The 21,874-nt window shown below is 37.7% G+C and carries 23 protein-coding genes; 8 read left to right on the top strand and 15 right to left on the bottom strand.

The genetic code is table 11. The features are described 5' to 3' along the window. Positions 1–85 precede the first annotated feature (85 nt). The gene (sspI, locus tag ACFSFY_RS03935) at positions 86–298 is read left to right on the top strand and encodes a small acid-soluble spore protein SspI (RefSeq protein ID WP_381535862.1); all 213 of its coding nucleotides are present in this window, start codon (positions 86–88) and stop codon (positions 296–298) included. Between the two features lie 63 nt (positions 299–361). On the opposite strand, the gene ACFSFY_RS03930 is transcribed toward sspI, so the two are convergent. The 5 genes from ACFSFY_RS03930 to ACFSFY_RS03910 form a co-directional block, all read right to left on the bottom strand. Then, entirely contained in the window at positions 362–808 is a 447-nt protein-coding gene (locus ACFSFY_RS03930; RefSeq protein WP_381535861.1) for a small multi-drug export protein, read from the bottom strand. Positions 809–1,243: 435 nt separating this feature from the next. Next, positions 1,244–1,744 (bottom strand): ferritin, encoded by a 501-nt coding sequence (locus tag ACFSFY_RS03925; RefSeq protein ID WP_381535860.1) that lies wholly within the window; start codon positions 1,742–1,744, stop codon positions 1,244–1,246. A 149-nt stretch (positions 1,745–1,893) separates the two neighbouring features. Continuing rightward, positions 1,894–2,856 carry an ornithine carbamoyltransferase gene (gene argF, locus ACFSFY_RS03920; protein WP_381536044.1) on the bottom strand — a complete coding sequence of 321 codons (963 nt, stop codon included), beginning with the start codon at positions 2,854–2,856 and terminating at the stop codon, positions 1,894–1,896. A gap of 166 nt (positions 2,857–3,022) precedes the next feature. Next, positions 3,023–4,111, bottom strand: a complete 1,089-nt coding sequence (locus ACFSFY_RS03915; protein ID WP_381535859.1) for a M42 family metallopeptidase — start codon at positions 4,109–4,111, stop codon at positions 3,023–3,025. Between the two features lie 21 nt (positions 4,112–4,132). Continuing rightward, entirely contained in the window at positions 4,133–5,119 is a 987-nt protein-coding gene (locus tag ACFSFY_RS03910; RefSeq protein WP_381535858.1) for a diaminopimelate dehydrogenase, read from the bottom strand. 175 nt (positions 5,120–5,294) lie between these two features. Between ACFSFY_RS03910 and ACFSFY_RS03905 the strand changes: the two genes are divergently transcribed. Beyond that, positions 5,295–6,464, top strand: a complete 1,170-nt coding sequence (locus ACFSFY_RS03905) for an MFS transporter (protein ID WP_381535857.1) — start codon at positions 5,295–5,297, stop codon at positions 6,462–6,464. Between the two features lie 102 nt (positions 6,465–6,566). Here the strand turns inward: ACFSFY_RS03905 and ACFSFY_RS03900 are convergent, their stop codons facing one another. The 4 genes from ACFSFY_RS03900 to ACFSFY_RS03885 all read right to left on the bottom strand — a co-directional run bounded on the left by ACFSFY_RS03900 (position 6,567) and on the right by ACFSFY_RS03885 (position 8,118). Next, a complete protein-coding gene (locus ACFSFY_RS03900) occupies positions 6,567–6,887 on the bottom strand; it encodes a magnetosome magnetite crystal formation protein family (RefSeq protein ID WP_381535856.1) in 321 nt (106 codons plus the stop codon). Between the two features lie 73 nt (positions 6,888–6,960). Then, entirely contained in the window at positions 6,961–7,344 is a 384-nt protein-coding gene (locus ACFSFY_RS03895) for a DnaJ family domain-containing protein (protein WP_381535855.1), read from the bottom strand. Between the two features lie 19 nt (positions 7,345–7,363). Next, the gene (locus ACFSFY_RS03890) at positions 7,364–7,597 is read right to left on the bottom strand and encodes a hypothetical protein (protein WP_381535854.1); all 234 of its coding nucleotides are present in this window, start codon (positions 7,595–7,597) and stop codon (positions 7,364–7,366) included. Between the two features lie 41 nt (positions 7,598–7,638). Then, positions 7,639–8,118 (bottom strand): PaaI family thioesterase, encoded by a 480-nt coding sequence (locus tag ACFSFY_RS03885; protein ID WP_381535853.1) that lies wholly within the window; start codon positions 8,116–8,118, stop codon positions 7,639–7,641. Between the two features lie 153 nt (positions 8,119–8,271). On the opposite strand from ACFSFY_RS03885, the gene ACFSFY_RS03880 reads away from it, so the two are divergent. The 3 genes from ACFSFY_RS03880 (at position 8,272) to pepF (ending at position 11,047) form a co-directional block, all read left to right on the top strand. Beyond that, the gene (locus ACFSFY_RS03880; RefSeq protein ID WP_381535852.1) at positions 8,272–8,721 is read left to right on the top strand and encodes a hypothetical protein; all 450 of its coding nucleotides are present in this window, start codon (positions 8,272–8,274) and stop codon (positions 8,719–8,721) included. An 87-nt stretch (positions 8,722–8,808) separates the two neighbouring features. Further along, complete coding sequence (locus tag ACFSFY_RS03875) at positions 8,809–9,114, top strand: hypothetical protein (RefSeq protein ID WP_381535851.1); 306 nt, start codon at positions 8,809–8,811, stop codon at positions 9,112–9,114. 118 nt (positions 9,115–9,232) lie between these two features. Then, a complete protein-coding gene (gene pepF, locus ACFSFY_RS03870) occupies positions 9,233–11,047 on the top strand; it encodes an oligoendopeptidase F (protein ID WP_381535850.1) in 1,815 nt (604 codons plus the stop codon). A 62-nt stretch (positions 11,048–11,109) separates the two neighbouring features. Here pepF and ACFSFY_RS03865 read toward each other — a convergent pair whose 3' ends face one another. The 4 genes from ACFSFY_RS03865 to proB all read right to left on the bottom strand — a co-directional run bounded on the left by ACFSFY_RS03865 (position 11,110) and on the right by proB (position 14,427). Next, positions 11,110–11,553, bottom strand: coding sequence for a hypothetical protein (locus tag ACFSFY_RS03865; RefSeq protein WP_381535849.1), 444 nt, complete (start codon positions 11,551–11,553; stop codon positions 11,110–11,112). A gap of 4 nt (positions 11,554–11,557) precedes the next feature. Next, positions 11,558–11,902, bottom strand: a complete 345-nt coding sequence (locus ACFSFY_RS03860; protein WP_381535848.1) for an ASCH domain-containing protein — start codon at positions 11,900–11,902, stop codon at positions 11,558–11,560. Between the two features lie 141 nt (positions 11,903–12,043). Then, the gene (locus ACFSFY_RS03855) at positions 12,044–13,291 is read right to left on the bottom strand and encodes a glutamate-5-semialdehyde dehydrogenase (RefSeq protein ID WP_381536043.1); all 1,248 of its coding nucleotides are present in this window, start codon (positions 13,289–13,291) and stop codon (positions 12,044–12,046) included. 35 nt (positions 13,292–13,326) lie between these two features. Next, entirely contained in the window at positions 13,327–14,427 is a 1,101-nt protein-coding gene (gene proB, locus ACFSFY_RS03850) for a glutamate 5-kinase (protein ID WP_381535847.1), read from the bottom strand. 226 nt (positions 14,428–14,653) lie between these two features. Between proB and ACFSFY_RS03845 the strand changes: the two genes are divergently transcribed. Then, a complete protein-coding gene (locus tag ACFSFY_RS03845) occupies positions 14,654–15,244 on the top strand; it encodes a manganese efflux pump MntP (protein ID WP_381535846.1) in 591 nt (196 codons plus the stop codon). Between the two features lie 216 nt (positions 15,245–15,460). Further along, positions 15,461–18,505, top strand: a complete 3,045-nt coding sequence (locus ACFSFY_RS03840) for an efflux RND transporter permease subunit (RefSeq protein WP_381535845.1) — start codon at positions 15,461–15,463, stop codon at positions 18,503–18,505. A gap of 77 nt (positions 18,506–18,582) precedes the next feature. Here ACFSFY_RS03840 and recQ read toward each other — a convergent pair whose 3' ends face one another. Both recQ and ACFSFY_RS03830 read right to left on the bottom strand, forming a co-directional pair. After that, on the bottom strand, positions 18,583–20,352 hold the full coding sequence (gene recQ, locus ACFSFY_RS03835; protein WP_381535844.1) for a DNA helicase RecQ: 1,770 nt from the start codon (positions 20,350–20,352) through the stop codon (positions 18,583–18,585). Between the two features lie 328 nt (positions 20,353–20,680). Next, positions 20,681–21,493 (bottom strand): DUF368 domain-containing protein, encoded by an 813-nt coding sequence (locus ACFSFY_RS03830; RefSeq protein ID WP_381535843.1) that lies wholly within the window; start codon positions 21,491–21,493, stop codon positions 20,681–20,683. Between the two features lie 180 nt (positions 21,494–21,673). Between ACFSFY_RS03830 and ACFSFY_RS03825 the strand changes: the two genes are divergently transcribed. Then, a complete protein-coding gene (locus ACFSFY_RS03825) occupies positions 21,674–21,874 on the top strand; it encodes a helix-turn-helix transcriptional regulator (RefSeq protein ID WP_381535842.1) in 201 nt (66 codons plus the stop codon).

Raw genomic sequence — 21,874 nt, 5'->3', positions numbered from 1 at the left:
GTACTCCACCTTTTTCTTTTAGTGTAACAAATGTCGGTATAGTTGGCGATAATTGTGTGCAATATAGAATTGGGAGGTTGATAAAATGGATTTTCAAATTAGAGATGCAATATCTGCTAATATGACCAATAACTCAGCAGACGATATTCGCGGCGTTGTCGAAGATGCCATTAAACGCGGGGAAGAACACCTACTACCCGGTCTTGGTGTGTTTTTTGAAAAACTATGGAATAACTCAGGCGAGCAAGAAAAATCAAAGATGGCTGGAGAACTTGCTCAAGCTTTTACAGCGAGCTGAGTCTATACACATTGTAAAAGCCACTCCATTTACTGAGCGGCTTTTACGAAGTGTTATTACACTTCAACTTGTACTTACAAAAAAGTTAAAGCCCATTGCTGTTACTACTCCGAAAATCAACGACCATACAGCAATACTTAAAGTCATCCATACGGTTGTATTTGTTTTACTTGCTCCAAAAAACAATCCGATAAATGCAGCAATATGTGTTCCAATTAGAATTGGTCCAACGAGTGCGAGACCTGGCATACCGTATTTATTCCAAATTCGTTTGCCGCGCTCGGTTCTTTTAGACTCCGCTTTTTCGTTTTTTCCGTTCCTAGATTCTCTCCACACCTTAAACTTTTGATAGCCAAATATGACAACAAGTACGGTGATTAAATTCCCTGCAAATGCGGCAATTATTACCCAGACAGGTGATAATCCGCCGACAATCCCAACCGGAATGACAAGTCCAATTTCCAGCCATGGGATTGCTCCCCCTAAAAATACCAATAAATATTCAATCATTATTATTCCTCATCCTTCACGTATTTCCTAATAGTAAGATAATATATTAAAAACTGGCCAATAGCTAACAATAATATCCCGATTTTCATCTTCATTTTATCGATTTGTAATAATATGTAAACGCCAGATATATTTTGTTAGAAATCCTTTGTATAAAAGCCTCCATACAAATAAAATCATAGTCCCCTATCAAAATGGTGTTATATCAGACACTTCCGACGGTTTATCCGACACTCCGGGAGCGATATCAGACACCGCGCTCGGTTTATCCGACTGTTGATGAGTTATATCAGACAGTTCGATCATTATATCCGCAAATCATGAATAAAGGCCTACTGATTTTATGGATAGACAGCAAAAAAAAAAACGTTTATTGATTCAGATAGAATCAATAAACGGTTTTCCAGATGTTTTGGTGAAAGTTATAACTTTACTTTATTCTTCAGAGAACTGTCTTTGTCCGAGTTCTTTTTCATAAATGAATAATGCGTTTTTATCTTCACCAAGTCTCTTCAAGTATTCAATATGCGTATCGAATGTTGCTTCCTCTTCAACTTGTTCATCAAGGAACCAATTGAGGAAAGAGATTGTCGCATGTTCCTTTTCTTCCCAAGCAATATCCATTATGCGATAAAACGATTTTGTAACTTCTTTTTCTTGCTGTAAGGATACTTCAAAAGTGTTTAATAGATTATCAAACGAAGTCGTAGGTGCAGGAATAGATGAAATAACCGCACGGAATCCTCTGTCATTTAAGTATGAATAAATTTTCATAGCGTGCATTCTTTCTTCTTCCACTTGTTGTAAAAAGAAATGGGCGAACCCAGAGTAATTACGGTATTCACAATAAGAAGCCATAGATAAGTAGGTTTGTGCAGCTGCGAATTCATTATTCATTTGTTCGTTTAATGCTGTTGCTAGATTTTCACTCATCATTTGCATCGTCCCCTTTTTAAGTACTGTATAGTCTATATCCTCTTTATGAAATTTCAAACAAAAGGACTATATAACTATATTAAAGTATACCATACTAACGATGAAATGAGATTGAATCGAACCTAGCAAGTACTCTGCTACAGATTTTATTATAGTAGTGCCGCTAAAACTGCTTTTTGTGCGTGCAAACGATTTCCGGCTTGCTGGAATACATATGAATTGGGTCCATCTATTACAGATGTCGCAACTTCTTCTTCACGATGTGCAGGTAAGCAATGTAAAAACATATAGTCTTTTTTTGCATTCGCAATCAATTGATCGTTAATTTGGAAGTCTTTAAATGCAATCAAACGTGCTGCCGACTCTTCCTCTTGCCCCATACTCGTCCAGACATCCGTATAAACCACATCTGCACCCGTTACAGCTTCAACTGGATTTGTTGTCTCCATAACACTTCCTCCATTAGAAGCAGCGATTACTTGTGCTTTCAACAATAGATTGGGATTGTATTCAAAACCAGCTGGCGTTCCTACCGCGACATGCATTCCCATATGCGCTGCGGCAATCACAAGCGAGTGTGCAACATTATTACCGTCACCGATGTATGCGAGTTTTAGTCCCTTCATAGAACCTTTCACTTCCATTACCGTCAATAAATCCGCTAAGGCTTGACAAGGGTGAAAAATATCCGTTAGTCCATTAATTACAGGGACTGATGTATGTTCCGCTAATTCCTTAACCATTTCATGTGAATTCGCGCGAATCATTACACCATCTAAATACTCTGAAAGAACCTTCCCAGTATCCGAAACAGACTCACCACGACCAATTTGCATATCGCGTGCATTCATAAACATTGCATGCCCACCGAGTTGAATCATTCCAACTTCAAATGAAATGCGTGTACGTGTAGAATGTTTTTCAAAGATCATACCAAGTGTTTTCCCAGCCAAAACCTGAGGCATTATTCCTTTTTTCATATCTTTTTTCATCGCATCCGCTTTATTAAGCAAGTAAGTAAGTTCCTCACTTGTATAGTCTAACAATGTTAATAAATCTCTTCCCTTTAATCCCACTTCCATATCTTTCGCTGTTTCAGTTACATGCATCATCATTTTGTCTCCGCCCTTCAAATTAAATCGTATGCCTTATTATATGTATGTATAAATATAAAGTCAAGTGTATTTTTATAACTTATTCGCAATTTGTATTATTTAACTCCATATAAAAAACCTCGCTATCTCCATTTGGAAAATAACGAGGTTTGTTAGTTGTGACCTATTCAAATGTAATTTTATTTACTGTGTCGCGATCTAACTTCTTAATGACTTCAACAATTAGTTTCACCGTGTTTTCATAATCGTCACGATGCAACATTGCTGCGTGAGAGTGGATATAGCGTGTCGGAATACAAATCGCTAAAGACGGAACGCCATTTCCAGCAAGATGAATTGAACCCGCGTCTGTCCCGCCTCCTGGAATCGTCTCAAACTGATATGGAATTCCATGCTCTTCAGCTGTATCTACGACAAGTTCACGTAAACCTTTATGAGATACCATTGAAGCATCGAACAATAAGATTTGAGGACCGTCACCCATTTTACCTGTTGCCTCTTTAGAAGTGACTCCCGGTGTGTCTCCTGCAATGCCAACATCCACTGCGAAACCAATATCAGGCTGAATTTTTGTTGCCGCCGTTTTTGCGCCACGTAATCCAATTTCTTCTTGTACAGCACCAACCCCAAAAATAATGTTTGCATGTGGTTCGTTTTTAAACGCTTTTAATACATCTATCGCAATCGCACAACCGATTCGATTGTCCCATGCTTTAGCAAGAAGATATTTTTCATTGTTCATGACTGTGAATTCAAAATAAGGTACAACCATATCGCCTGGTAAGATGCCCCATTCCATCGCCTCTTCTTTGGAAGTTGCGCCGATATCAATGAACATATCTTTAATATCAACCGGTTTTTTACGAGCTTCTGGTGTTAAGATATGTGGTGGTTTTGAACCGATAACTCCGGTAACCGTTTCTCCACTACGCGTAACAATCGTTACTCGCTGTGCAAGCATAACTTGCGACCACCATCCACCAACTGTTTGAAATGAAAGAAATCCTTTGTCATCTATTTTGGAAATCATGAAACCGACTTCGTCAAGATGACCCGCAACCATTATTTTAGGACCGTTTTCTTCACCCGTTTTTTTAGCGATTAAAGAGCCGAGTCCATCTTGCTCAATTTCATCTGCAAAAGGCTCTATGTACTTCTTCATAACCGAGCGGGGTTCACGTTCATTACCCGGTATCCCTTTAGCATCTGTTAATTCTTTTAGCATCGTCAACGTTTCGTCTAGTTTTTTCATTCGATTCAGCTCCCTATCCTTTTAAAGTAATTCTTTTCTTAACTCTGCAGCTGTTTTTGGTGAAAGGAGTCCAGGTGCAACATCAAATACTGTTTTTGCACCGACATCACCCTTTTCATTCATTTTGTAAGCAGCTCTAGCATACGCAACAAGCACACTCGAAGTAAACTCAGGATTGCTCTCAAGTGTCAACGAATATTCAATAACTTGAGCGTTTCCTTCACCTGTTTTACCGCTGCGAATGACAAATCCGCCGTGTGGCATTGCAGAATGAGTATTCTTTAATTCCTCTTCACTGATAAAAGAAACCTTCGTATCATAATCCACAAAGTAATCCGGCATTGTTACAATAGCATGTTCAACCGCTTTTGAGTCTGCTCCTTCTTCAAGAACTACATAGCAATCACGTGTATGTTTTTCCCTAGTCGTTAGTTCAGGTTGCGACCCGCTTCGTACACGGTCAACAGCATCAGGTACAGGAATTGTGTATTGGACTGCCCCTTTAACGCCATCAATTCTACGAACAGCATCTGAATGGCCTTGACTTAGTCCCTTGCCCCAAAATGTATAGGTTTCTCCATTAGGTAGCACAGTTTCTCCAAATAAACGATTGATTGAAAATAAACCAGGATCCCACCCAACCGAAATAATCGCGGTCTTGCCATTCGGTTTTGCTGAAGCATCTACAGCTTCAAAATAACTTGGAATTTTCGCATGTGTATCATAACTGTCAACAGTGTTAAACATAGAAGATAATGCAGGTCCTTGTATCGGTAAATCATTCTTAGATCCACCGCATAGAATAAGCACATCAATTTTATTTTGAAAATCTTTTAACTCATCGAATGCATAGACGGGTATATCCTCATTTACTACTTTAACGTCGCTTGGGTTCCTTCTTGTAAATACACCTATGAGATCCATATCCGAACACTCTGCAATTGCATATTCGACCCCTCTTCCAAGATTCCCATAACCAGCAATTCCTATTCTAATTTTACGACTCATAGTAATTCCCCTTTCAATAACTGCATCTAAATCTGTTCTATATTTATTTTAACGATAGATTGAGATGAATGCCAATTTTTGAACAAATTGTTCACAAACAATCCTTTTCTATAGAACGTAAAAAATGGTAAGGTTAAAGTATTCTTTATTATAATGAAAAGAGGCTTTATTTAGTATGCGCGCTTTCGTTTATCTCATTGTCTTTTTCTCATTTTTTGATTTATTTTCTCAATTGCCTGTAATGAGCCCATTCGCACTTTCATTAGGTGCTACTCCCTTCCTCACTGGACTAGCAGTTGGATTATACTCCTTTTCTAATACAATCGGTAATATTATTTCAGGATTTTTAACGGATCGACGAGGACCATTTATGATTCTAGTTGTCGGCTTGTTTGCTTCAGCAATTTCACTTTTTCTGTATTCTTTTGCAAGCGACCCCATTAGCTTACTTGGTGTTCGATTTGTTCACGGATTTATGGAAGGTTTAATAGTACCGGCAGCTTTTACATATCTAGCGAACCGTACCGAGGAATCTAAACGTGGAAGAAGCGTTGCAATTTCTGGAGCTTTTGTTGGATTTGCGGCAATTTTGGGTCCTGCTTATGGTGGAATCGTTGCAGCAAAGACAAGTACTCCATTCATTATGGCCGTTAATGGTGGAATCATGTTTATCATCGCGATTTCAGCATTTTTTGTTTTAAGATCCTTTAAGCATGTTCGAAAAACTCCCGGTTCACATTCAGGATCCACGTTTCGTGTAAAAATGTTATTTAAATCCCCCGGCATGGTTCGTGCTTTTGCAGGGGCTTTCTTTTTAATGTTTTCACAAGGAGTTCTAGCACTTGTTCTTCCACTTAAAGTAGAAGCATTGAATTTCGATACTAAAATGACAGGACTTTTATTAAGTACGTTCGGTGTGACGGCTTTACTCATTTTCCTATTACCTATCAATCGAATCTTCGACCGTGTCCGACCTATGATTACACTCGCTTTTGGTATGTTATTAATGGGACTGAGTATGTTGTTTCTCAGCCAAGTAGAAGCATTGCTTTATTTATATGTAGCGATGATGCTTTACGGCGTAGGATTCGCATTCCTCTTCCCATCGATTAATTCATTATTAATCGATTCATCTGAACCCGAATTTCGTGGGAAAGCATACGGATATTTCTATGCATTCTTTTCCATCGGTGTAGTAGCTGGGTCTGGTTTAATTGGTTATTTAGATCTTGAATTCCAAAATGCATTCATACTTACAGGCGTGATATTAATACTCGTTGCCGGTTATGCAATTTTTGGCTTAAGAAGGAATAAGTCCTTACCAAAACAAAAAACGGTTAGATAATACATGAAATTGACCTTTTAAAAATCAATCAAAATTGGATAATCCCACTTCAATATAAAACAGCCTCCGCATACATTACTGCGGAGGCTGTTATTGATTTGCTTATTTAACCCACGAACCGACAATTGGATAATTAAACGGTTGATCATTTAATGCTTTATAAACTCCAATGATAGGAACGATAAACCATACTAATCCAAGAGCAATCAGTAATGGAATTCCTATAATAACAAATATCAGTAGGAACGACACAAATGCTAAGACTGACATAACTAACTGGAAAAGCACTGCTTGTATCGACAACTTTTTTGCTTCTAGATCATCTAGAAAGAAATGACATAAAAGATAAACTACAATTGGAACAAGAAATGGGGCAAAATAACCACTAGCATGAATTAAAATCTTTAATCCCTTATTTTCCAAATTTTACTACCCCCTTTTCTATTTAACAATGTACTTTACTATACGTATGAGAGTATCCGAAAGTTTCAAAAATCTATTTCCAACGTGAAACTGCATTTTCAATGCTTTCAACAGTTATCGTTCCTTTTTGTAAAGGAGGTGGACAAGATTTATTGTACTCTGCAATTTTTTGATTTACTTGTACAATCTGACTTTCCGAAACGGCGACTATGTTCAGTTTCTGAATTTCCGAAAGAACAATCACTTCATCTCGAATTTCATGTTGTAGTTTTAGCCAATGCGGTTTATATCCAGCTTCCTTAGCAATCTTTTGAAAGTGCTGAAATGTGTCGCCAGAAAAATATTCTTTCGGTATAGGTTTACCCTGCCCTTTTAGATTTTCCATTCCACCATCTTTTGCATGTTTCTTTAGGATGTCGCCCATTAAGTCATTGTACGGTGGGTTGCTATTTTCCAATTTAAAAACACCTTCCAAATTATACTTTTGAAAGCTCGATTTTTTCAGGTTGATATTCCAACTGCATTTTCTTTAGCTCTAATTTCATTTTTTCCGTTTCGATAATATAATTTTGTTGCTTCAGTTTTTCAAGTTCGATTTCATTTTGAATTAAATCACCTTTAATTTTTGCCATTGTCTGCAGATGTTGTGTAATAATTCTTGTGATTGGCACACTCATGCTTAATCCGACAATCCCCACAATAAACCACATATGGACGCCTCCGTTCCATTAAAAATCGTACTTTTATCGCTTTATTTCATAAATGATGCCGGCATTACTACACCAACCACTTCACCCGTTGCACAGAGTGTTTCATCCGCAAAAAGTTCTACAAATACTTTCCATTTCTTCGGATGGATTTCTTCTACTCTACCAACTGCTTTCAGAAGTGCTCCTTGAGGTGTTGGCTTTAAGTAATTTACGTTTAAAGATGCAGTCACAAAGCGTGGCGGAACTTCCCCACTTCCAGGCTCAAAACCGTTTTTACGATGGAGCGCTAGTGAACAAGAACCTGTCCCATGACAATCAATAAGGGAAGCAATTGCACCCCCATAAACAAAACCTGGAATTGCTGTATATTCCTCTGATGGTTGATTGAATGTTACCGTTTCATCACCATTCCAGCCTGTCCTAAAATGATTCCCCTCAGTATTCAATCTCCCACAACCATAACACCACGCAAAATCATCCGGATATTCATCTTGAATAGCATTCAGTATTTCAGTTTTCATAGTCCTCACCCTTTCATCTTTAGTTATCTATTATCATAACATTCATTCTAAGCATTTTACCTCTTTCTTCTACATATCTTGTTAGTCATAAGTACAACACCTAAAAGACGTCCATGCGTATACTATAGAAACGATTTGTAGGAGGATATCAACATGAAGTTTAGAGCTATCCTATTAATTGCAATTCTACTTGGAGGCACCTATGCTATTATTCAATCCCAAAATGAGTACGATGAACGATTATTTACAGAACTCACCAACTATATGAATGATCCTTTTATCTCAGTGACCTTAAACAAACCTTCTAATTTCGGAACTCCGCCATATGAGTGGGTAATCGATGATGAAACCACACTTGAAAGTCTAATACTGTTTTTAGAACCGTATCATGTGCGTAAATTAAAACCTGATGAAATTTCTGCCCTACAAGAGAAAGATGGATTACGTTTAGTTCTTGAAACTGAGTATGGAAACGAGTTTACAATAGTTGTTGACAGTAATTATATCCTTTTGAATACATCCACATATTATGAAATTGTGAACGGTCCACTTAAATCTGATTGGATCATCAAATTCTTTGTAAACAACAAAAAATCTTCATAAAAAATCTTTGGACATTTAAGTTAGAAGACTTAAATGTCCTATTTCATATACACTATAAGTAGCCATTTCAAAAAGGAGGACATCTCAGTGGAGAATAACACGAGTGAAGAATTCATTATAAAGAAATATCAAGAAGATGAACAAATAATGATTCAACTTTTTGTAGCGTGGTGTTTGAATCATAATCTTGACCCTCAACTCTTATATTCAAAAGCATATCCAGAACAAGTGGTCAACGAATCTTTACAGAAAACAATTAAAGAGATGGATGACGTAGATCCATTAGATATTGGTAATGAAACGTTAATGGATGTTTTACAAATGTTCGGGAATGATGAACTTGCATTTGTTGTATCCGATGAAATTGAACAAATTTCAAAAAGACAAAATTAACTATCAGATAGTTTGAAATTAGGTGATTCGTTTTTTTACATTCCCATCTTCCTAAGATATACTATTCATTAGTTCGACTATCAAACAATAAAAACAGTTCCAACAGGGAGAGATATGAATGGCGAAAACATTACCACTACGTTCAGATGTAAAACTAGAAGAAACATGGAATCTTAACGATTTATTCAAATCCGAAGAGGAATTTAATTCGGCTATAATCACTTTAGAAAAAGAGGTAGATGATTTTGTAGAGCGTTTTAATGGTCAAATCAAAGATGCAGCTTCAGTAAATCTTGCTCTGAAAGGATATGCAGCTCTCTTCGAAAAGATCGTTCCAATTGGTACATATACAAGCTTGGCGTCCAGTGTAGACCTAACAGATGATATGGCACAAATGCGCTCGAGTAAATTCGGTTCCATTTCTGCTAAAATCAGTAGTAAATTATCTTTTGTCAACAGTGAACTGTCCGAACTTCCAGCTGAAGTATTAGAAGAGGCACAAAATCAGTCAGCAGACTTCAAAGTTTACTTAGAAAAAGTTATTCAGAAAAAAGAGTTTCAATTGCATCCAGAAGTCGAAAAAACTTTAGCTGCATTTTCCTCTACCTTTAGTAGTGCATATGGTTTGTACAACACGACAAAAATGGCTGATATGGCATTTGAAGACTTTGAAGTAGACGGAAAAAAATATCCACTCAGTTACGTATCCTTTGAAGGCGGTTGGGAATCAGAAGTCAATACAGACAAGCGCCACGCAGCATTTAATGCGTTTTCTAATAAATTAAGAGATTATCAACATACAACTGCTAAAACATACGATATGCATCTTCAAGCAGAAAAAACTACATCTGATATACGCGGGTATGAAACAATATTCGATTACCTATTATTCAATCAAGAAGTAGATCGTACAATGTATGACCGTCAAATTGACTTAATAACAAAAGAACTTGCACCACATATGCGTAAGTATGCAAAACTTCTTCAAAAAGTTCATGGTCTTGATAAAATGACATTTGCTGACTTGAAAATCCCGTTAGATCCGACATACGAACCCGTAATAACTATTGAAGAATCAAAAAAACACATTAATGATGCACTTTCAATTATGGGTGATGATTACTTAAATATGGTTAACCGTGCTTACGATGAACGTTGGATCGACTTCGCACAAAACAAAGGGAAATCTACCGGTGCATTTTGTTCAAGTCCTTACGGCAATCACCCTTATATGCTCATTTCATGGACAGGCAGTATGGAAGATGTCTTCGTTCTAGCACATGAACTTGGTCATGCAGGACATTTCTATAACGCGAATCGTGCACAAAACATCTTTAATGCAAGACCGTCTCTTTATTTCATCGAGGCTCCTTCGACAATGAATGAAATGTTCGTAGCGAATCAAATGCTTTCGAACTCCGATGATCCGAAATTCAAACGTTGGGTCATTTCATCTATCGTAGCTCGTACGTATTATCATAATTTCGTGACTCACTTGTTGGAAGCCGCTTACCAACGTAAAGTATATGAACGAATCGATTCAGGCGGAAGTGTTACCGCAAACATTTTAAACGATTTAAAACGTGGCGTCTTAGAGGAATTCTGGGGTGAAGATGTCGAAATCAATGACGGTGCAGAATTAACATGGATGCGTCAACCACATTATTTTATGGGCTTGTACCCATACACGTATAGCGCTGGATTAACGATTTCCACACAAGTATCTAAGCGTATATTAGAAGAAGGTCAACCCGCAGTCGAAGAGTGGTTAGAAGTTCTAAAAGCTGGCGGAACAAAATCACCTGCTGAACTCGCTAAAATGGCAGGTGTCGATATAACAACAGAACAGCCTTTACTTGATACAATCTCTTATATAGGTGATTTAATTGACCAACTTGTTGTATTAACAGAGGAAATAGAAGCAGCCGAATAAAATAAAACAGATGTGCAGATTAAAATCTGCACATCTGTTTTTATGTAGAAATACTTTTCTACTCACCATAGGATTGGTTTTTGCACCATCAACCAAAGCATTATGAGCATCAAAAATATATAAATCCACGATGTCGTATTCAAGCGGTTGAGAATGCTGTTTTTATCCATTCCTGGGTTATGGAATCGACGTAATACAATTGTAAAACCTCGCGATAAAAAGACACCCGATAACAGCAATATCGCAATTGTCATTATGACCCAGGAAGTATACCAAGGCCATGGTCCAAAAATCAGCAACAAGACACCTGATACGACCAAAACATGTCCTGCATGCATGACGATCCGGATGATAACGCTAATAACGGATAAATAAGCAGTTTCAATATCCGTTTTAACGCCACGCAACCTTTTAATAATCGGCATTAAGAGAAATAATGGACCTATGGAGAGAATTGCACTGATAACGTGCATAAATACAATCGTACCATAGATGCCCGGGTTCATTTAATCAGTTCTTTACCGGACTAAACTCGTGTACCCATACACTCATCGTCGGTAACCATGGCATTTTTGGGTGCATTGCAAGAATTATTTCTTTATATTCTTCCATCGTAGTATTACCTTCTTGTTTAGCATGTTCATCTGTCATCTCGCCTAATGTTTGTGAATAAAGTGCGTCTACTTTAAATTCTTTACCTTCAAGCACCATCACTTCACCAGGATATGCATACACTCCGTTACGACGGGTAGCTGTTTTTTGTCCCTTAAGCACTTTTGCAACATCCTCAGGTACTGTTACAAGACGCTCAACAGAACATGTTTTTTTAGGATATTCTAAATTTTGTTCACTCATAGTAGTTTCCTCATTTCTAAAGTATCATGACTACATCATAACTAGTTTTCCCATGTAATGCGAGGTTAACGATTATTTTATAGAAAAGAAGTTCACGAAAAAAAGCTGCCTGGTTCATGCAACCAAGCAGCTTTGTTAAAATTATATACGAATTTGTCCTGTTCCCTGTATTACAAATTTACTAGACGTTAATGCTTGTAAACCCATTGGACCTCTTGCATGAAGTTTTTGCGTACTTATTCCAATTTCAGCACCGTAGCCAAATTCAAATCCATCCGTAAAACGAGTTGATGCATTGTGATAAACTGCAGCCGCGTCTATTGTATTTAAAAACAGGTTGGCAGTTTCAGTATCTTTCGTAACAATCGACTCAGAATGTCCAGTTCCATACTCGTTAATGTGTAAAATTGCATCTTCTGCATTTGCTACTGCTTTCATACTTACGGATAACCCTAAATACTCCGTTGACCAATCGTCCAATGTAGCAGCCTTAACTGAATCCGACGCGCCTATTACTACTTCATCTCCAAAAATAGTTACGTTCTTCTCCAAAAGACTTTCGATGATTGATTTACCATGTACGGCAAACCAATCTTCATGTATTAAAATCGATTCAATTGCATTACAAACCGATGGACGTTGAATCTTGGCATTCAATACAATCTCTTTAGCCATTTCAAAATCTGCGGATGCATCAATATATACATGACAATTCCCCGCCCCTGTCTCAATCACAGGAACTGTTGACTCGCGAACTACTGTTTGAATTAGGTTTTTACCCCCCCGTGGAATTAACACATCTAAATATTTATTTAAAGTAAACAATTCCTTTGCCGTTTCTCTACTCGTATCTTCAATTAGTTGAACAGCATTTACAGTTAAAACACTCTTTTCCAGTGCTGTATGAATGGATTCCATTAGAACTTTATTGGAATACTTTGCTGAAGAGCTTCCACGTAAAATTGCTGCATTACCTGTTTTCAAGGACAACGTTGCGGCATCGACAGTGACATTCGGTCTTGCTTCATAAATCATTCCTATAACACCTAAAGGAACCCGTTTTTTCTGAATCAACAAACCATTTCCCTTCGTAATCGATTCAATTGTTTCACCTATCGGGTCTTTAAGTCCAACAAGCAACTTTATCGCATCCGACATATCTTGAATTCGGGATTCATTTAGCATGATACGGTCCAGTACTTCCTCAGTTAACCCGTTATCTTTACCCTCTTGAAGGTCTTTTAAGTTTTCTGATAAAATATGTTCTTTATCCATAAGAAGCTGATCGGCTATTAACAACAGCGCATCATTTTTTTCAGCAGTTGTATTTGCGATTAAAAGAGTACTGGCTTCCTTTGCTTTTTTACCTTTAATTTGTACTTCACTAATTGTCATTGTTTCACTCATTCTATTTTCCTCCAAGATTATATTTTCACCCATTTATCTCTGTGAATTACTTCAACCTGTGCTGCACTTGCACGTTTTTTACGTTCGTCGCTACGTTTTCCGATTACATCAAGCAAGTCGTTGGAGGAATATGTAACTTCCCCTTTTCCAATCAAACCATTCGTCCCGAAAACTTCAACGATATCTCCTTTTTGAAAAGACCCATTTACTTTAAAGATACCAGCGGGTAATAAGTTACTACTTTTGAATAGGATTGCTTCTTCTGCGCCTTTATCAACATATAATTTACCTGAGGACTCTGAATGCATTGCAATCCATTGCTGGCTGATATTTACTGGAGTTTGTATTTCATTAGAAATGTACGTACCGTCGCCTTTTCCCGCTAAAATTTCAAGCAATTTATTAGTCCCTTTTCCCTTTCCAATAAAGACGGGTACTCCCACGGAGAGAGCGGTTTTAGCAGCTAATAATTTGGATCTCATCCCCCCAGTCCCAACCTTCGAACCGGAGCCTTCTGTAAAAACCAACATTTCATCGGAAATCCCTTCCAGTGAGTCTAGTTTTTTCGCATTTGGATTATCACGGGGATTGGCATCATAAAGACCATTAATATCGGTTAAAATGATGAGTTGATCCGCGTGCACAAATCCGCTAACGAGTGCTGAAAGCATATCGTTATCGCCAAATGTAAGCTCACGCACAGAAACTGTATCGTTTTCATTAATAATTGGTAGGATTTTTCTTTCAAGAAGTTCTTTAATTGTTGCATATGCATTTCTATAGCGTATTCGATTTGTAAAGTCATCCCGTGTCAACAAAATCTGTGCTGGGACAATTGAAAATTCACTGAATTTGTTTATATACGATTGAATGAGCAAGCCTTGACCAACAGCTGCCGCGGCTTGTCGACCTTTCAACGTAACGGGCCGAGTACTATAACCTAATTTTGAAAAACCTGCCGCTACAGCCCCAGATGATACTAAAAGCACTTCGTGTCCCCCATTTCGAAGAGCTGCTACAGCACGAATGTGATCATTAAACATGTCTTGATCAATTTCACCTTTATCATTTGTTAATGAACTACTTCCGATTTTTACAACAATACGTTTTCTTTTCATTTTACATTTCCCCTATAAATGTTCTTTTTGTTCTATTTGATAAATTATCTTATAAATCACATTTTACTCTAGAAGAGTATAAAAAGGAAGCCTAAAATGATTATTTATAAATAATGATGCATATTTATTCAAAAAGTAGTTGTTGGATTGCAAATTTTTCCCTCACTCAACTATCCCAATTCTCATATATATAGATGATTAACAAACAGGTGCAGGGGGAAGTAAAATGCAGTGGTTAACAATAGTGTTAATAGGCATTGCGGCTAATATCGATAATTTAGGAATTAGTGTATCCTATGGGCTGAAATCCAATCGCATTCCATTCATAACTAATATTCTCATTGCTGTTATTTCCATAATATGTGCATATATCTCCATTGCAATTGGGGGTTTATTGTCACAGTACTTTTCACAATCAGCAGCAAGGTTTATAGGGGGATCTATTTTAATTGGATTAGGAATTTGGGTTGTTGCTACTTCTTCAAATGTTGGTAGATCCAGCTCAAATCAAAAAAAAGAAAATTCGAATCTCTCTTTTTCGCAAAAATCAATAAGTAGTCAAGATATTAATTTTAAAGAATCTATTATACTTGGATTTGTTCTAGCTATAAATTGCTTAACAATTGGCTTCGGTGCTGGAATTGCAGGAGTTTCTCCAATTTTAACTGCTCTTTCAATAGGTGTCTTTTCTGTTCTCTTTATTTATATTGGCGTACTGGTAGGAACAAAAATTGGAAATTCATTTATTGGAAACTATGCGAATGGAATTGGTGGAGTTTTGCTTGTGCTCATAGGATTATATGAAATGATGTTCTAATTTTAGACATAAAAGAAAGTCTATGAATTTCATCCAATCCATTTAGTTCAGTAGTAGTAAATAAAACTTAAATTACGAAGTAGATCGCAATTCCAATATAGAATTGCGGTCTATTATATTGTGTTGCCTAAATTATGATTTAAGGTTTACTATGGAATGATAAAGGGGATTAATAGGGTTGGAATCATATTATACATACCGAAGGGAAGTAGACCATTGACCTATCTATTAAAACGCAGTAAATTATTCATTTTCCTTATTTTTATCCTTATGCTCATTGGGGCTTATACGTTTCTAACGCTGCCAAAACGGGAAATCCCTGAAACTCCTGTCAATCTTGTGATGGTTTCTACTATTCTTCCAGGTGCAGAACCTTTAGAAGTAGAAAGAACCATAACGAATCCATTGGAGCGGGCAGTTAAGAGAGTAGATGGGATCGATTCAATGAATTCCGTTTCTGCAAATTCTGCATCCATCATCACACTTTCATTAAAAGACGGCATCGACAATGAACAGACAATAAGTAAGTTGCAACAAGAAGTACAGGGTTCCGCGAATGATTTACCAGAGAACGCACAAGCACCTGAAGTAAAAAAACTCGATTTAGCGTTTCCGCTCGTTTCGTACATGTTTACTGGAGACGATAAGGTACTTTCAGACTTAGAGAAATCGTTTGCTACACTATCAGATGATATCCAATCTATAGAAGGAGTTGCAGGAACATCAGTTAAAGGATTTACAGAAAAGCAAGTGATGATTACACTCGATCCTGAAAAACTAGGTGAAAATCGACTGCAACCTTTTGATGTTCTCAGTGTGTTGCAACAAGCCAATCAACCTCTCTCACTCGGCACCCATTTCGACGGCAAGGAACGCGTCGTTTTGACAGTAAAACAAGATGAGGGCATCGAAAAACTAAAACAATTACAAATCGGAAATGCAGGTGTACCGTTGGCTAAATTAGCTGACATCGGAGAAGTTGCAAAAGAAGCGAAAGATATTGTTACATTTGAGGGACTATCTGCAATCTCATATACTATTTTTCTACAGCCAGGGCAAGATGTCCCTTCTATAGATAAAACCATCGATAATAAAATGGATCGATATATAAAAGACCTTCCTAAAGAAGTAACGGCTCACACGTATGAATCACAGGCCGACAATGTGAACTCAATATTCAATAGTTTGTATATTTCACTGCTCATTGCAGTCATAGCAGTACTCGTTGTGACAACAGCTGGACTGACATTGTTCGGTTCATTTGCGGTGGCATTGACCGTTCTAGCATCCGTGCTCGTTGGTCTCATTCCAATTCCATTCATGGGTGTCGACTTGAACCAAATCTCGGTTATTGGGCTTATTATCGCGATAGGAATTCTCGTTGACGACAGTATCGTCGTGAATGACAATATTCAACGGCGCTATAAGCTAGGAGATTCCCCACTGGATGGAGCCGTTAATGGTGTAAAAGAAGTCTATACATCCATTATTTCTTCCAGTTTGGCAATCGTCGTCACGTTTTCACCATTGCTATTATTATCTGGTGGGAATGGCGCATTCATCAAAGCACTTCCCAGTATCTTAATCACGACAATTATTGCATCGACTATTCTTTCAGTCACGCTCGTTCCGATGCTACAATACATCAAGACGAAACGGCGTAATAATAAAATCTCGGAAACACCAGGATTTTTAGGGAAACCATTAGAGATGATAGCTGTATTCTACTCTGAAAAGGTATTACGTACTGTATTGAAACGGCCGTTACTCGTAGGAATCGGAGGATTGGTCATAGCGACAGGCTTTTTATTCTTAGCACTGCTTACACCTTTCGAATTTTTCCCAGCCGCAGATAAAGAAGAAGTGACGATGAACGTTCGACTCGCAGCAGGGACAACAATTGACGAAACGAATAATGAGATACAAAAAATCATAGACGAAGTTTTAAATGAAGATAACAACGTAAAAGAAACAGCTATTTTCACGGGTAGTGGATTACCTAATCTGTTCGCCTCCTCCATGAATAACACGGGTGAAAACACCGGTCAAGCGGTGTTCCGCATCAAAAATGACAATACAAGTGCTTCTGAATTCATCGAAAAATGGGAACCTGAATTACGGAAGCGTTACAGCGATGCGGAAATATTCCTTGATACAATTGTTCAAGGACCTCCTGTCGGTGCCCCGGTTACCGTTACGATTACAGGTGATGATATCGACCAACTTGTAAAGCTGCGCGATGATTTAAAAAGTAGATTACTTGAAAACGGTGCTGACATCGTAACAGATAACTTAGGAGAACCCGTTCCAGCTATTCAGTATGTGCCAGATCGTCAAGCACTTGAGGATAATGGAGTATCCTTGAGCTTAGTATCGAACCAACTGCAATTGCTTACGCAAGGTGTCCCTTTGTTTAAGTTGTATGAAGGTACTATTTCAAAGCAAGTTGTGTTAAATGTGAAAGGTGTGAACGAAGGCGAGGTTGTTGACCTCTCACAAATCGTCGTCCCTTCCATGACGACTCCAGGTCCGCCAAAACTCGTTCCTTTGGATGAATTGCTCGCTTCTGAAAAAATATCACTACTCGCTCAAGTCCCTCATGAAAAAGGAGAGCGAGCAATTACTTTAAAAGCATATGGTGAATCAGATGGATTTAAAGCAGCTATGTTGAATGCTGCAGAAGCAGAAAAGAAGGATTTGCCTAAAGGCTATGCAATTTCTACTGGTGGAGAGAATTCAGATCAGCAGGAATTCTTTGCTGAAATTGGAATACTGTTCCTAGTTGTCTTATTACTTGTGTACCTAGTAATCGCATTCCAATTTAAGTCATTCAGTTTACCGTTCCTCGTATTGTTTGCGGTGTATCTAGGTATTTCTGGTGCAATTCTTGGATTGTTTATCACACAGACACCTCTCAGTTTCCTTGGCATCATGGGAATTGTCTCGTTGACCGGGATTGTAGTGCGGAACGCGGTTGTCTTAATCGACTTCGTAGAAGCGCGTCGTCATCTAGGCAATATGGATGTCATCGAAGCAATTGTCGAGTCAGGATATGCACGTGTCAAACCTATTATTTTGACATCTTTAACGTCCATCGTAGCTTTGATTCCAGTTGCTGTATCAGGTGACCCATTGTTTGAAGCACTTGCAATCACAATCATTGCCGGACTTGCATTCTCAAGTTTGTTTACATTGGTGATGATTCCATCATTGTATCTTGTGTACTATAAATTAATTGGACATAAAGCAGAACGTATATAAGAAAATAAAAAATCCACAGCGATTTCGCTGTGGATTTTTTATTTGTTATGTTAACTGGCTCTTAATGATATGTTGTTTTATGCATGTTCCAGTTTAAACGCACGTATTTCATTCAAAAACACTTCGCCATACCTTTCAAGCTTAGCTTGGCCCACACCGTTCACTTCTAAAAAGGCTTCTTCGGTTAAAGGCATTTTATCGACCATATCCTGTAAGCTTTTATCAGAAAAAACAACGAATGGTGGCACTCCTGTATCCTGTGCAAGTTGTCTTCTTAGTGCTCGTAACTGTTCGAACAAGGGATTGTCTGCAGTAATTTGTTTCGTTACGACCGATACTTTTCTTTGCACATTTATGTCTCCAGTTAGTACATTTTTCCCTTGTTCACTTACATAAATCGTAGGAAATTGTCCATTTTCTACTCCAAGGAAACCTTCCGAAATTATGAACTCTATAAACTCGGATACATCTTTTGCACTTCTTTCTTTCAGAATTCCATATGTGGAAAGCTTTTCAAAGCCAAATTCAAAGACCTTCTTATTTCGAGATCCTGTAAGAACTTGGGCAATCATCGTTTTACCGAAACGCTGTCCCATACGAATGACACAGGACAAGACTTTTTGAACATCCTCTGTTACGTCCGAACTCTCCCTTGTGTCTGTACAATTTGCACAGCGTCCACAGTTTTCTGCGTTTAATTCACCAAAATAGGTAATAATGAATTTTTGTAAACAACCTTCTGTATGACAGTAATCAATCATTAACTGTAACTTTTCAAGTTCAGCAGGAATCCGACTAGGATCTTGAGATAAATCGATTAAAAATCGTTGAGTTTGAACGTCTTGTGATGAAAAAATGAGTGTACAATGGCTATCAAGACCGTCACGACCTGCACGACCGGCTTCTTGATAATAGCTTTCCATATTCCTCGGCATTTGGTAATGAATAACGTATCGAATATTGGATTTATCAATTCCCATTCCAAAGGCATTCGTCGCAACCATTACAGATACTTCATCATTCAAAAATTGCTCTTGACCTAATTGGCGTTCATTATCCGACAAGCCGGCATGGTATTTAGAAACGGTTATCCCCATTTTCAAAAGCATGTCATGGACATGATCTACCGCTTTTCGAGTGGCCGCATAAATGATCCCTGCTTCGCCTTCATTTTTCCGCACATAGTCTTTTACATATTTATCACGATCCTGTCCTTTTAAAACCGAAAAGGACAAATTCGCTCGTTCAAAACCAGTCATTATCGTGTTATTAGTTGTAATACCAAGTTGAACACAAATATCCTCACGAACAGCTGGTGTGGCTGTAGCTGTTAACGCAAGTACCACTGGTTTAGTGTCGAAATAAGAAATAACTTTTCGGATATTACGGTAACTTGGACGGAAGTCATGACCCCATTGCGATATACAATGTGCCTCATCAATCGCAACCATAGGTACATTCATCAAACGAAGCTGGTTTGTAAATGAGGGTGAATCGAGACGCTCCGGCGCTATATATAATAATCGATACTCACCCTCTAATGCAGCTTCCATCGTTAATCGGTACTCTTCCGCTGACATTGTACTGTTAATAAATGCAGCAGAAATACCAGCCGCATGAAGTGCATCGACTTGGTCTTTCATTAGTGATATAAGTGGTGATACAACAAGCACAGTGCCTTCCATTACGAGCGCGGGTACTTGATAACAAACCGACTTCCCGCCTCCTGTAGGCATTACACAAAGTGTATCCTCACCATTTAGAACCTTGCTGATTACATCTTCCTGTCCTTGCCGAAACGTATTATAACCGAAGTATGTACTTAAAATCTCCGTAGCTTTAATCAACTGAAAGTACCTCCTTTATTCAATAAAAAACGCCTTTAATAAGGCGTTTTTTTTGGACATCTTATTACTTTTCGAGTAGTCGTCGTTCTTCATCGCTACTGTGAATTTCGTTTACAACCATTAACGCATAAAAACGGTGATATACACAAGGACTATTGTTTTAGAATTGAATCCTTAAATATCACCCTCGTGTGTTGAGCGATGAGTCTGTAGTTGACCTGTTGCAGGTCCAGTCATACTGCTCAGCCTTTCGAAAACTGTTTCTTATATATATATATATATATAATACCAGAACAGGAAGCATTTTGAAACACATCCAGGAGGTTGCTTATTCTTTGTTTGGCGAACTAAAAAGCGATGCCACAATTAGACCGACAATGAACGCCAGTACACTCATTACAAACTCAGTACCTTGTTCAGGAACCCCGGGATATATGACAAATATGGATCCAATAATTAAACCAATAATTACTGAAAAGATTAAATATGTGTAATTTGATAGCAAGAAACTAATTACTTTGCTGCTGACAATGAAACCAACGATAACTCCAGCGCCAATGACTGCAATAATCGGTAAATTTAAATTAGATAATGCACCGATAGCAGTTGAATAAACACCTAGTAAAAGCAATATAAATGAACCACTAATACCAGGTAGCAACATTGCCATGCTTCCCAACCAACCCGCAAAAAATAATTTAAGTGCGTTAGCTGAAGTCAATACCGTAATTGGAGTTGTATCTGTTGGTTTTAAGAAAGCTAGTGAAGCTAGTGCCACTCCCACCAATAATATTATTAAGAAGTGTTGCAACTTGAAATTCTTTTTCATATTCACATGCTTTGTAATAAATGGTAGTACTCCGATAATTAAACCCATAAAAAAGAATTGTGTGGGCGCGTGGTGATTTACTAATAAATAATCAATCATTTTACTAAATACAAGAAGAGCAATTCCAATTCCAATTCCGAGTGGTAGTAAAAAACCTATATACTTTTTCCATTCCCGACTGAAAAAGCCACTAATTGAAGCTAATAATTCATCATAAATGCCCATTATAAAAGCAATCGTTCCTCCACTTACTCCAGGAATTAAATCGCTTATTCCCATAAAAAGGCCACGATATATGTTTTTCCATTGCATAAAAAATTTCATCCTTCCAAGTTTAGTACGGTTGCCTACAAGTATATCATTGAACAGCTTTACCCGGAAGAATTAAAAATAGACAGTTAAATTTCAGGCATTTATACATGTATACTCAACTTGACATTAAGTATGGTTCAGTATACATTTTATATATAAACAAATTAGGAGGTAGCCCCGATGCTTGTAAATAAGGTCAGAGAGCTACGTGCACGATTCAATCTGACACAAGGTGAGCTTGCTAATCGTGTTGGAGTTACAAGACAAACCATTGTAGCACTTGAAAAAGGCAGCTACACCCCTTCCCTATTACTTGCCATGAATATTGCAGAAGAGTTTGAAATGCCGATTGAAGAGATTTTTTCAAAGGAGGAGAAATGA

This window comes from Sporosarcina siberiensis (genome assembly GCF_042681925.1).
Lineage (GTDB): Bacteria > Bacillota > Bacilli > Bacillales_A > Planococcaceae > Sporosarcina > Sporosarcina siberiensis.
Note: the sequence above shows the minus strand (reverse complement) of the source record. Positions and strands in the feature narration are given on the sequence as shown.

Excerpts from the sequence above, each read along its gene's own strand:
- sspI (WP_381535862.1), top strand. The coding sequence starts at position 86 with ATGGATTTTCAAATTAGAGATGCAATATCTGCTAATATGACCAATAAC.
- ACFSFY_RS03930 (WP_381535861.1), bottom strand. The coding sequence starts at position 808 with ATGATTGAATATTTATTGGTATTTTTAGGGGGAGCAATCCCATGGCTG.
- ACFSFY_RS03925 (WP_381535860.1), bottom strand. The coding sequence starts at position 1,744 with ATGATGAGTGAAAATCTAGCAACAGCATTAAACGAACAAATGAATAAT.
- argF (WP_381536044.1), bottom strand. The coding sequence starts at position 2,856 with ATGATGCATGTAACTGAAACAGCGAAAGATATGGAAGTGGGATTAAAG.
- ACFSFY_RS03915 (WP_381535859.1), bottom strand. The coding sequence starts at position 4,111 with ATGAAAAAACTAGACGAAACGTTGACGATGCTAAAAGAATTAACAGAT.
- ACFSFY_RS03910 (WP_381535858.1), bottom strand. The coding sequence starts at position 5,119 with ATGAGTCGTAAAATTAGAATAGGAATTGCTGGTTATGGGAATCTTGGA.
- ACFSFY_RS03905 (WP_381535857.1), top strand. The coding sequence starts at position 5,295 with ATGCGCGCTTTCGTTTATCTCATTGTCTTTTTCTCATTTTTTGATTTA.
- ACFSFY_RS03890 (WP_381535854.1), bottom strand. The coding sequence starts at position 7,597 with ATGTGGTTTATTGTGGGGATTGTCGGATTAAGCATGAGTGTGCCAATC.
- ACFSFY_RS03885 (WP_381535853.1), bottom strand. The coding sequence starts at position 8,118 with ATGAAAACTGAAATACTGAATGCTATTCAAGATGAATATCCGGATGAT.
- ACFSFY_RS03880 (WP_381535852.1), top strand. The coding sequence starts at position 8,272 with ATGAAGTTTAGAGCTATCCTATTAATTGCAATTCTACTTGGAGGCACC.
- pepF (WP_381535850.1), top strand. The coding sequence starts at position 9,233 with ATGGCGAAAACATTACCACTACGTTCAGATGTAAAACTAGAAGAAACA.
- ACFSFY_RS03865 (WP_381535849.1), bottom strand. The coding sequence starts at position 11,553 with ATGAACCCGGGCATCTATGGTACGATTGTATTTATGCACGTTATCAGT.
- ACFSFY_RS03860 (WP_381535848.1), bottom strand. The coding sequence starts at position 11,902 with ATGAGTGAACAAAATTTAGAATATCCTAAAAAAACATGTTCTGTTGAG.
- proB (WP_381535847.1), bottom strand. The coding sequence starts at position 14,427 with ATGAAAAGAAAACGTATTGTTGTAAAAATCGGAAGTAGTTCATTAACA.
- ACFSFY_RS03845 (WP_381535846.1), top strand. The coding sequence starts at position 14,654 with ATGCAGTGGTTAACAATAGTGTTAATAGGCATTGCGGCTAATATCGAT.
- ACFSFY_RS03830 (WP_381535843.1), bottom strand. The coding sequence starts at position 21,493 with ATGCAATGGAAAAACATATATCGTGGCCTTTTTATGGGAATAAGCGAT.
- ACFSFY_RS03825 (WP_381535842.1), top strand. The coding sequence starts at position 21,674 with ATGCTTGTAAATAAGGTCAGAGAGCTACGTGCACGATTCAATCTGACA.